This window comes from Arsukibacterium sp. (genome assembly GCF_033722355.1).
Lineage (GTDB): Bacteria > Pseudomonadota > Gammaproteobacteria > Enterobacterales > Alteromonadaceae > Alishewanella.
Window position 1 is genome coordinate 18,380 of the sequence record NZ_JAWVZF010000020.1, and the last position, 10,998, is coordinate 29,377.

Genomic DNA, 10,998 nt, shown 5'->3' on the forward strand with positions numbered 1-10,998 from the left:
ATCTTATGAGCAGCGCGTTTTCAGCCAGTCAGTGGCTTAAACAGTTAGATGCTGATGGCAGCTCTGTCAGACTGCCAGAACTGTTATGGTATCAACGTCATACCAGGGTGCTGAATCTTAAACCCACCATGAGTATTCAGAGCAAACTGGCCGGTACCTATCTGGCACGCAGCAAAGGCCGCGGCATGGAGTTTGATGAAGTCAGGCATTATCAGCCTGGCGATGATGTCCGGACAATCGACTGGCGGGTTACGGCACGCAGCGGTAAAGTTCACACCAAATTATTTCGCGAGGAAAAAGAGCGGCCGGTCTTTATCGTTACCGACTTGACTGACAGCATGCGCTTTGGCAGCAATTTATTGTTTAAATCAGTCCAGGCAGCCCATCTTGCGGCGATGATTGCCTGGCATGTCAAAGAGCATGGTGACAAGCTGGGTGGTCTGGTATTCAGTAACCAGCAGCATCGTGAATTAAAACCGCAGGGACGCAGTCATGGTGTACTGCGCTATCTGCAGGCATTGCAGCAATGTCATCAGAGTTCCACAAAAATGAACGGTTTGACCCTGTCTCATGCGCTGGGCCAGCAGCGCCGGCTAAGCCGCCCGGGCAGTCTGGTGTATATTTTGTCTGATTTTGCTACAGTCGATGAACAGGCACTCCGTCACATCAGGGCAATTAGCCAGCACAATGAGGTGACATGCTGTCAGATCAGTGACCCCTTAGAGCGGGGGCTGCCCTCTTCAGCCCGAGGCATTGCAGCTGTTCGCAACCAACAGCAGGTTGTAACAGCTGAGCTGGCCGATGCAGGATTACGCCTGCGCTATCAAAAGCAGCAGCAGCAGCAGCAGGCGAAGCTGATCGAAGCCCTGAAACAGCTCGGCTGTAAGTATTTAGATATCAGTGCCGGGGCCCCTGTAGTAAGTCAGTTGGAGCAAATTCATCATGGCCGCTGAGCAACAATTACTGGAGCAACTGGTAGACATTGCCGAACCCACCTACCAATTGTCCTGGCAAATCCCGCCTGGGGTTTATATTCTGCTTGCTGTAACCGCAGCCGCACTGGTTTACGGTGGCTGGCTATTATATCGGCGCAAACAGTATCTGGCCGCAAAACATCAGGCAATCGCCTTACTCAGGCAAATGCCAGCTGATGCGGCAAACCAGATTAACCAGTTGCTGAAACGGGTTATTAAGCATTATGCACCGGCACATCCGATGTTGACTGCCAGCACCTTACAATGGCAGCAGTTTTTGCAACAACAACTGCCAGACGCACCGCTGCCATCGCTTGAGGCCCTGCTTTATCAGGCGCCATCTGATCCTGAGCAAAACGAGCAGTTTTACCAATTTGCGCAGCGCTGGCTGGCTCAACTCAGACCGGCAATGCTGTCGAGCAGGCAGCAGCAGTTGTTAACCCAGGAGGCAGCGAATGTTTGAATTCAGCTACCCCTGGCTGCTTTTACTGATTGTGGTGCCACTGTTTTTTAAAAAGCGCCAGCAAGACATAGGTAGTGCTCTGACCTTGCCGGCGCTGGCCAGATTAGCCGGTAATCAGCAGCGACCAGCCTGGAAAAGTCGGTTTGCGACGCTGCCTAAAGCCGTCATCTGGCTGATGCTGGTATTGGCAGCGTGTCAGCCGCGCTGGCTGGGTGAGCCCGTGACCTTACCGCAGCAGGGCCGCGATCTGATGCTGGCTATCGATTTATCCGGCTCGATGGACATGAATGACATGGTGCTGGAGGGACAGAGCATGAACCGGTTAGCCGCGGTAAAATGGGTTGTCGGTGATTTTATCCAGCAACGAAAAGGGGATCGTCTTGGTCTGATCCTGTTTGCTGATGCCGCTTATCAGCAAACCCCCCTGACCTATGATCTGGCGACGGTACAATCATTCCTCGACGACAGTCAGTTGAAACTGGTCGGTCAGAGAACCGCAATAGGTGAAGCTATCGGTCTGGCAGTAAAACGCTTAAATCAATATGAAACCAGTAACAAAGTGCTGATTTTGCTCAGTGACGGGGCTAATAATGCCGGTAATATTCAACCACTGGAAGCATTGGAGCTGGCCAAAGCCGCCGGTATAAAAATATACACCGTTGGCGTCGGTGCTGATCAAATGGTTCAGCAAACTATTTTTGGCCAGCGTACAGTTAATCCGTCGCAGGATTTAGATGAGCAGTTATTAAACCATATTGCCAGTGAAACAGGCGGCCGCTATTTCCGGGCCCGTAATCCTGCTGAACTGGCGCAAATATACCGTTTGCTGGATCAGCTCGAACCTATCAGCCGCGATAATCTGACCTACCGTCCGCAATACAGCTTGCTGCACTGGCCACTGGCCATTGCTTTATTGTTGTCTTTCGTACTGGCTATCCGGCAAATTAACTGGCGGAGGCTATATGAACCTGCTGGCTGATTTTCACTTATTACGCCCTGGCTGGCTCCTGGCCTTGCTACCCGCCCTGATGTTGTGGCTGCTCCTTTTCTATTACCGGCAACAAACCAGTGCCTGGCAACGGATTATTGCCCCGCACCTGCAACAGCTGATGCTAAATGGTCGTGTCTTATTAAAGCGCAAACCAATGGCATTGCCGCTATTGTTACTTTGCTGGCTGCTTACCGTACTGGCGCTGGCAGGTCCAAGCTGGCAGAAACAACCACAGCCGGCCTTCACCCTGAACAAAGCCACAGTGCTGATTGTCGATATGTCAATGTCAATGCGGGCCACCGATATGTCACCTGACAGGTTCAGCCAGCAACGCTTTAAAGCACTCGATTTTATCGATGAGCTGGCCGAAGGTGAGCTGGCCCTGATTAGCTTTGCCGGGGATGCATTTGTTATCTCTCCCCTTACCCCGGATTTTAACAATGTCCGGTTATTGCTCAACGAGCTAAAACCTGAACTGATGCCGGTGCAGGGTTCGAATATCGCCGCTGCTCTTCAGCAGGCGGACGATTTACTTCGCCAGGCGGGTCATCAACAGGGCGATGTGGTGTTATTTACTGATGGTTTTGCCGCGGCAGATTACAGTGCCGTTATGCAGCGACTGGATAACTGGCCGCACCGGCTGTCAGTACTGGCCTTTGGCTCAGAGCAAGGCGCGCCGGTGCAACTGGAAAATGGCCAGCTTTTAAAGGATGCCCGCGGTGCAGTGGTCATTCCTAAAGTGCCGTTATCCCAGTTAGCAGCGCTGGCCCGCAAAGGTCGCGGTAGTTTTGCTGTTGCCGGCAGCAGTAGCGGTGATATTGACAATCTGGTCGCCAGAATTAACAGTCAGTTTGAGCATAACGCAGAGCAAACAGAGCAATTTGCCGCTGATTTATGGCAGGATAATGCGGTTTATCTGGTCTGGTTATTATTACCACTGGCGTTATACCTGGCCAAACGTGCGCCGGTACTGGTGTTGTTACCGCTGTGCTACCTGCCAGAGGCGCAGGCGAGTATCTGGCGTGATCTGTGGCAGACGCCGGCCCAGCAGGCCATCACAGACTATCGACAGCACGATTATCAAAAAGCACAGCAAAAATTTGACGACCCTTTATGGCAGGGTAATGCAGCTTACCGGCTTGGCGATTATGCCTTCGCAGCGCAAGCCTTCAGAGAATCAGCAAAACAGCAGCCCACTGCCGATGCCTATGCCAATCTTGGCAATAGTCTGGCGATGCAACAAAAATATGAAGAAGCACTGGCCAGTTACCAGCAAGCATTGGCACTGGATCCTGAACATCATCAGGCAAAACAAAATGCGGAACTGTTAAAGCAGCTGCAAAAACAGCAGCAACAGGAGCAGCAACAACAGCAGGGTGAGCAGCAAAAAAACGGCCAGCAGCAAGATAGCGCTCAGCAAGAGCGTGAACAACAGTCCGCTGACGATAATGCCAACTCAGCCGAATCTGACAACCAAAGCGAAGATCAGGGCCAGGCTGATTCATCCCCTGAAAATGATAAAGCAGACCCCGCAGCGCAAAATACCGAGCAGCAACAGCTGGCTGAACCGGCGCAGGAACAACAGGCCTCGGCAACAGAACAGCAACAACAGGAACAGGATCAAAGCGGCAATGAAATGCAGCAAGCGGTGAGGGAAATGTGGCCCAACGCTAATCAGGAAGAGCAACAGCAACTGGATAATTTATTGCGCAAGGTTCAGGACGACCCCGGATTACTGCTTCGCAACCGGATGAGTCTTGAATATCAGAAACGCCGTCAGTACGCTTTACCCAAAGGAGCAGAACAAGAATGGTAGTAAGGGGCCTGTTATTATTACTAATGCTGCTAAGTACAACAGTATTTGCTGTCAGCCAACTCGAGGCACGCCTGGACAAAAACCCGGTTATGCTCGGTGAGAGTGTACTACTTGAGGTTACCGCAGATAGCAGACTGCCTGCAAACAGTATTAATTTCAGGGTGCTGGATAATAACTTTACGGTAATGGTGCCTTCGGTAAACCAAAGCACCAGAGTCATTAATGGCGACGTCAGCCACACTACGACCTGGTCGGTCACGTTACTGCCTAAAGCCAGCGGTAACTTTACCATACCTGCTTTTAGTATAGATAATGTCGCCAGCGAACCTATCCTTATTGAGGTGCTCCCGGTGCAACAAAGCTCGGGCACGCTGCGGGATGTTTTTCTGCAAAGTAAACTCAGCAGTAACCAGCTGATGGTTCAGCAAATGGTTTACTACGATGTCACTATCTATTTCAGTGGTGATATTCAACGTGGCAGTCTGACAGAGCCTCAACTTGAAGATGCACTTATTCAGCAGGTTGGGCAGGATCAGGAAGGCACAGAGCTGATTGATGGTGAACGTTACCGTTCTATTACCCGCCGTTATGCCATTACCCCCCAACGCAGCGGCGACTTTTTGATAACGCCGCCTACCTTTACCGGTGATGTTATTGACAGGGACAGTGCCCGTCAGAGCTATTTTGCCCGCAGCAGAACCATTGTCCGGCAGGCCGAAGAACTGCCGGTAACCGTACAACCGCAACCTGCAGGCTATACAGGTGACTGGCTGGTAGCGGCGCTGGTGACCCTGAATGAGGAATGGCAGCCAGAGCAGGCCCAACTGGTGCAGGGCGAGCCCGTTACCAGGATTATTACCTTATCCGCAGTAGATGTTGCAGCTAATCAGTTGCCGGAACTTACCGTATCGCTGCCAGATGGCTTCAAGGTCTATCAGGAACAACCCCAGGTTAACGGTGCAGAGCGCGCAGGACGCCTGGTTGCACAAAAAGTGATCACCAGTGCCATTATTGCCAATGACGTAGGGGAATTTGAGTTACCCGAGATAAAAATTTCCTGGTGGAACAGCCAGACAAACCAGCTGGATCAGACCATCTTACCCGGCCGTAAAGTTAAGGTGCTGCCCAATCCCAAGCAGAATAACACGCCGGCAGTAGTCAGTGAGCCGGTAACGCCAGCGACAGCAAGCTCTCCGCTGCCGCGGCCTGTGTCAAACTGGGGCTGGAACCACACCAGTTCAGTCCTGTTAATTTGTTGGTTACTGAGTGCTGGGTTGCTGCTCTGGCGCAATCATCAGTTCAAACAGCGCCCATCAGCAACGTCTGTGACTGAACGGCCTGCATTTAACAGTAAAGCGTTGCAGGCAGCCTGTCGAAGCAATAACAAAATTGCCGCCCGCGAGCAGCTTTTACTGTGGGCAAAGCATCATAACATTCTGAGCCATGGCTCGTTAACCGCTCTTAGCAGACAGATTGACTCCGTCGAGTTAACAGAACAGCTGGCCAGGCTAAATACCGCCCTTTACAGTGATACCGGCACTGACTGGCAAGGAGAGGCATTATGGCAGGCATGGTCAAGCTATCATCACGACAAACATAAGCCGGAAAGCCGCCAGACGCTGGCACCGCTTTATCCACGGCAGCCATAGTGAACGGCTGTCAGTGCGCAGGTATCACTTCCCTCGCCTGCTGCTGCCAGAATGAAGCAGATTTTAGCGCCGGCATTTGCCGGCGTTTTCTAATCAGGCATAAAGCGCTGGTAAGCCAGAGTTCATCTTGTTAGCATAAAAACAAATAATAAGGAGTCTATGTTTTGGAAACTGCAACTATTTTTGCTTTGGGTATCTATTTTGTTGCCATGATAGCTATCGGTTTATATGCATACAGTAATACTGACGAGAGTGTCTCAGGCTACATGTTAGGTGGTCGCAAATTAGGTCCGGGTGTAACTGCGCTGTCTGCAGGCGCCTCAGATATGAGTGGCTGGATGCTGATGGGCTTGCCTGGTGCCATGTACCTGACCGGTCTGAGCAGTGCCTGGATAGCAGTGGGCTTGCTGATTGGCGCTTATATTAACTATATTATCGTCGCGCCAAGATTACGGGTTTATACTGAAGTAGCTCACGATGCGATTACGATCCCTGATTACTTTGAAAAGCGCTTCGAAGATAAAACCCGGTTATTACGGGTAGTCTCTTCGCTGGTTATCGTGGTGTTCTTTACTTTGTATACCTCTTCAGGGGTTGTTGGCGGCGGTAAGCTGTTTGAGAGCTCGTTTAACCTAAGTTATGAACTGGGTCTGTATGTTACCGCGGGGGTCGTGGTAATTTATACGCTGATTGGTGGCTTTATGGCGGTTAGTATGACTGACTTTGTCCAGGGCTGTATTATGTTTATATCACTGGTGTTAGTACCCGTGGTGGCACTTGATCATCTTGGTGGTTTTGGTGAGGTGAAACAAGTGGTGGCAACGATTGATCCACAGCTGATAAACTGGGTTGGTGCCTCTTCGCTGATAGCAATTGTGTCGGCGCTGTCATGGGGGCTCGGCTACTTTGGTCAGCCGCATATCATCGTGCGCTTTATGGCGATTCGCTCAGTGAAAGATATTAAAACAGCGCGCCGTATTGGCATGAGCTGGATGCTGGTCACCATCGTTGGAGCGCTGATGACCGGGTTTGTCGGTATTGCCTATGTTGCACAAACCAAGATGACACTGACTGATCCTGAAACCATTTTTATTGTATTTTCCCAATTTCTGTTCCATCCCTTTATTGCCGGTTTTCTGCTGGCAGCAATTTTAGCGGCCATTATGAGTACGATTTCTTCTCAGCTTCTGGTCACTTCCAGCTCATTAACCGAAGATTTTTATAAGGCATTTATTAAACGTAACGCTACTCAACGTGAGTTAGTGCTGGTTGGCCGGTTATCTGTACTGGCTGTTGCGCTGGTTGCTATTGCTCTTGCTTATGACCGTGACAGCTCAGTGCTGCAACTGGTCAGTAATGCCTGGGCCGGTTTCGGCGCTGCCTTTGGTCCGCTGATTGTTCTTAGCCTGTACTGGAAAAGAATGACCTTTGCCGGTGCGTTAAGTGGCATTATCGTCGGCGCAGTTACCGTGTTAATCTGGATTTATGCCCCGATTACTATCAACGGCGCCAGCTTAAGCAGTGTGCTTTACGAAATCGTGCCGGGCTTTATTCTCAGCACAGTGGCAATCGTGGTCGTCAGTAAGTTTAGTCGGGAGCCCGCCCCCAGCGTGCTTGCCATGTTTGCTAAGATGCAGCAGCAACTCACTGATCAGAGATAACCGACCAGTTCCCTGCAACGCAATAAAATGCTATCGCGTTGTGGGGAAAATTTGCTAGATTAGCGTTAATAATTTACCTGAGATACCTGTAATATGTATTTTTATGCTGCCCGCCAACCTATTCTTGATCGGAATAAAGTCCTGTACGCTTATGAATTATTATTTCGGGACGGCCTGAGTAATGTGTTCCCCGGAATTGATGGCGATGAAGCCACTTCCAGAATGATTGAAGGCAGTCAGTTCAGTTTCGGTTTAGAGGATTTTCTGGGTGATAAACCCGGTTTTATCAATTTCACGCTGGACACCCTGCTGAAGAAATATCCAAGCATGTTACCTAAAGAGCAGGTAGTGGTCGAAATTCTGGAAACGGTACAACCCGGCAAGCGGCTATTAGCAGAATGCCAGCATTTAAAAGAATCGGGATACACTTTAGCACTGGATGATTATATTCATCAGCCGGTCTGGCGGCATTTTTATCCGTTTATCGATATTATTAAAATTGATTTTCGCAGTACTGATATCGATACCATTAAACTGATCCAGCAGGCAATAGCGGATTTTCCTCATATTAAGCTGCTGGCAGAGAAAGTTGAAACTAATGAAGAGTTTCAGCAGGCAATGGATATGGGCTTCAGTTACTTTCAGGGTTTCTTTTTCTCCCAGCCAGAAATGATGCAAACCAAAGCCTTATCACCCGCTCAGATGACCCTTGCTGAATTGCTGTACGAAACATCAAAATCAGAAATGGATCTGGTAAAGATAACAAATATATTTCAGCGCGATGTTAACTTGTCATATAAGTTATTGCGCTACAGTAACTCTTCTATTTTTAAACGCAGGGCTGAGATTGAAACCATTAAACAAGCTCTGGTAGTGTTGGGCCAGCTTGAACTTAAAAAATTCCTGTCGTTGCTGTTTACCGCACAAATTAGCAGCGATAAGCCGGCTGAACTGATGCGCATGTCGATGACCCGCGCCCGGTTCGCTGAAGCATTAGCGACGATTGACGGTAAGGTCGATACCGGTAAAGCCTTTTTAACCGGATTAATGTCATTGATGGATGCCATTTTAGATGAACCTATTGCCAGCGTAATGGAAAAGCTGCCATTGGCAAAAGAAATTAAAGATGCTCTGGTTGAAAACAACGGTATACTCGCAGAATACCTGACGCTGATAAAATATTATGAAGCAGCCCAGTGGCAACAGGCTAATCAGGCAATTAATCAGCTTGGTATTGCACCCAATAAAATACCCGATGCATACCATACTGCAGTTCAATGGGCCAATGAGCAGATGAAAGCCTTAAGCGATTAAGCTTAAGGCTGAGTTGTCAAAGGTCAGCACACTGTTAGTCAAAACTGACATATTGCGCAATTTTTGCCGCCAATTTATCACCAATACCTTTAACTTCGGTTAACTGTTGCTGATTTGCAATAGGCCCGTTTTGCTGGATGTAAGCCATAATGGCTTGTGCTTTTGACTTACCTATACCGGGAATAGCCTCCAGTTGTTCAGCACTGGCCTTATTCAGGTTTAATTTCTGTTGCTGCTGTGCCGTTGCTGTTTGTTTATCAACAGTCACCCCGGGTTTAGCAGCCAGAGTTTGATTAGCCGCTAAAGTCAGACCTGTTAATAACAACGCTATCGCTACATTTTTCATAGTTTTTCCTTTGAATGTTAAGGTCGCATCCCTGCAAAATAATCAGTCATAACTCAAATCACTACATCCTGTTCAGATTGGCCCGATAAACAGTGACTTCGTATCAACCCAGAGAGGCAACTTTTAATGCCAACCACCTATAAATTAGACCAATAATTCACATTTGCAATACTTTATTAACTATAATTACCTTTATGTAAATTGTCTTATTCAGCGACAATTAATGCTGTATGACATAGTCTGGATGCTAATTGCATTACCAGATTGATTGTTGCCATCTATATAGTTAGGTAACATACCACTTACCCCTAATGTGGAGAGTCACATGCTTCGTTCGCTGCTGTTGTTTATTATGTTGTCTGTATCAAGCCTGACATCAGAGGCTATGGCACTTGGTAATAAACAACCAGACATCAGCAAAGAGCAGGCGGCTACCCTTGCTCAGCAACGGTATCCGGGGAAAATTTTAAAAGTTCAGACAGAGAGCCGGCATTACCGGATACGTTTAATGCAGGCTGATGGCAGAGTTATTACGGTACGGGTCGATAATCGCACCGGCCGGGTTGAAAGGGATGATAAATAATGCGGGTACTCGTCGTTGAAGATGAATCATTATTAGCCGAAAAAATTAAACAACAGCTCACCCAGCAACAATTCAGTGTCGATATCGCTCAGGATGGCGATGATGGTTGGTTTAAACTGGCTGAATATCCTTATGATCTGGCCATCATTGACCTGGGGCTGCCCAAAATGGACGGTTTAACCCTCATCCGTAAAGCCAGACAGAAAGAAATTAAAACGCCGGTTATTATTTTAACGGCCCGTGGCAGCTGGCAGGAAAAAGTAGAGGGACTTGATGCCGGGGCAGACGACTATTTAACCAAGCCATTTCATGGTGAAGAGTTGTTGGCACGTTGCAATGCATTAATTCGCCGTGCTGCCGGCCAACCTGATCCGACCCTCAGCGCAGGTCCGGTGTCTTTGAACAGCAGGACCCAGCAAGTCTGGGTTAATGATGCTGAAATTAGCCTGACGGCATACGAATATAAAGTGCTTGAGTACTTTATGTTAAATCCCAGCAAAGTTATCTCTAAAACAGAATTAACTGAGCATATCTACGATCAGGATTTTGATCTGGACAGTAATGTCATTGAAGTGTTTGTGCTGAGACTGCGCAAAAAGCTTGACCCAGAAGGCGACTTAAAACCAATAGAGACATTGCGGGGCCGCGGTTATCGCTTTAATCTGACAATAAGCTAACTATGACATTATCGCTCAAGCTGCGCCAGGGGCTGGTCAGCATCGTTTTATTGCTGCTTCTGTTACCCAGCTCTTTTATTGCAATTGATCAGGCGTTTTTTACTCAGCTTCTGACCAATGCCGAACAAAAACTTGAAGTGCATATGTATGCCATTTTATCAGACCTGAAAATTCAGGACGGTAAAGTTGAGCTAAGCAATACAACACTGTCACCGGATTTTTTCCGGCCTGATTCCGGGTTGAGCGCTTACATCACCAGCAATGACATCAGCCCGGCTGCTCCACAAAACCGCAGCAGATCAGGTCAGAATAGTTCAGGTAATGACAATATTGTCTGGCAATCAGACTCGTCATTAAGTCAGCCATTCAGCCCGCCCGATACGACGCTCGTGCCAGGAGAGGACAGGTTTTATCCCTATGTCAGTAGCAATCAGCAATACTGGTTATTGAGCATAGCGCTGCTGTTCGATTCAGGCGAGCAAACCCATCCTCTGACAATTCACATTGTTCAAACCGATGAAATG

The 10,998-nt window shown here is 48.6% G+C and carries 10 protein-coding genes and 1 pseudogene; 10 read left to right on the forward strand and 1 reads right to left on the reverse strand.

Features of this window, described 5'->3' with window-relative positions; all coding sequences use genetic code 11:
- The first annotated feature begins 5 nt into the window (after positions 1-5).
- From R3177_RS04015 to R3177_RS04045, 7 genes are all read left to right on the forward strand, one after another.
- Complete coding sequence (locus tag R3177_RS04015) at positions 6-953, forward strand: DUF58 domain-containing protein (protein ID WP_318969751.1); 948 nt, start codon at positions 6-8, stop codon at positions 951-953.
- Positions 943-1,437 (forward strand): DUF4381 domain-containing protein, encoded by a 495-nt coding sequence (locus tag R3177_RS04020; protein WP_318969752.1) that lies wholly within the window; start codon positions 943-945, stop codon positions 1,435-1,437. The genes R3177_RS04015 and R3177_RS04020 overlap by 11 nt, the downstream gene beginning before the upstream one ends.
- Complete coding sequence (locus R3177_RS04025) at positions 1,430-2,416, forward strand: VWA domain-containing protein (RefSeq protein ID WP_318969753.1); 987 nt, start codon at positions 1,430-1,432, stop codon at positions 2,414-2,416. Before R3177_RS04020 ends, R3177_RS04025 begins: the two co-directional genes overlap by 8 nt.
- Entirely contained in the window at positions 2,400-4,244 is a 1,845-nt protein-coding gene (locus R3177_RS04030; protein WP_318969754.1) for a VWA domain-containing protein, read from the forward strand. The genes R3177_RS04025 and R3177_RS04030 overlap by 17 nt, the downstream gene beginning before the upstream one ends.
- The gene (locus R3177_RS04035; RefSeq protein WP_318969755.1) at positions 4,238-5,893 is read left to right on the forward strand and encodes a BatD family protein; all 1,656 of its coding nucleotides are present in this window, start codon (positions 4,238-4,240) and stop codon (positions 5,891-5,893) included. Before R3177_RS04030 ends, R3177_RS04035 begins: the two co-directional genes overlap by 7 nt.
- 164 nt (positions 5,894-6,057) lie before the next feature.
- Positions 6,058-7,554 carry a sodium/proline symporter PutP gene (putP, locus tag R3177_RS04040; RefSeq protein WP_318969756.1) on the forward strand — a complete coding sequence of 499 codons (1,497 nt, stop codon included), beginning with the start codon at positions 6,058-6,060 and terminating at the stop codon, positions 7,552-7,554.
- A 93-nt stretch (positions 7,555-7,647) separates the two neighbouring features.
- A complete protein-coding gene (locus R3177_RS04045; RefSeq protein WP_318969757.1) occupies positions 7,648-8,868 on the forward strand; it encodes an EAL and HDOD domain-containing protein in 1,221 nt (406 codons plus the stop codon).
- Between the two features lie 34 nt (positions 8,869-8,902).
- Here R3177_RS04045 and R3177_RS04050 read toward each other — a convergent pair whose 3' ends face one another.
- Positions 8,903-9,214, reverse strand: a complete 312-nt coding sequence (locus R3177_RS04050; RefSeq protein WP_318969758.1) for a helix-hairpin-helix domain-containing protein — start codon at positions 9,212-9,214, stop codon at positions 8,903-8,905.
- A 325-nt stretch (positions 9,215-9,539) separates the two neighbouring features.
- Between R3177_RS04050 and R3177_RS04055 the strand changes: the two genes are divergently transcribed.
- The 3 genes and pseudogenes from R3177_RS04055 to R3177_RS04065 form a co-directional block, all read left to right on the forward strand.
- The gene (locus R3177_RS04055; protein WP_318969759.1) at positions 9,540-9,797 is read left to right on the forward strand and encodes a PepSY domain-containing protein; all 258 of its coding nucleotides are present in this window, start codon (positions 9,540-9,542) and stop codon (positions 9,795-9,797) included.
- Positions 9,797-10,474: a response regulator transcription factor gene (locus tag R3177_RS04060; protein ID WP_318969760.1), complete on the forward strand. Its 678-nt coding sequence runs from the start codon at positions 9,797-9,799 to the stop codon at positions 10,472-10,474. The genes R3177_RS04055 and R3177_RS04060 overlap by 1 nt, the downstream gene beginning before the upstream one ends.
- A 2-nt stretch (positions 10,475-10,476) precedes the next feature.
- Positions 10,477-10,998: pseudogene (locus R3177_RS04065) on the forward strand (ATP-binding protein); the annotation flags it as partial.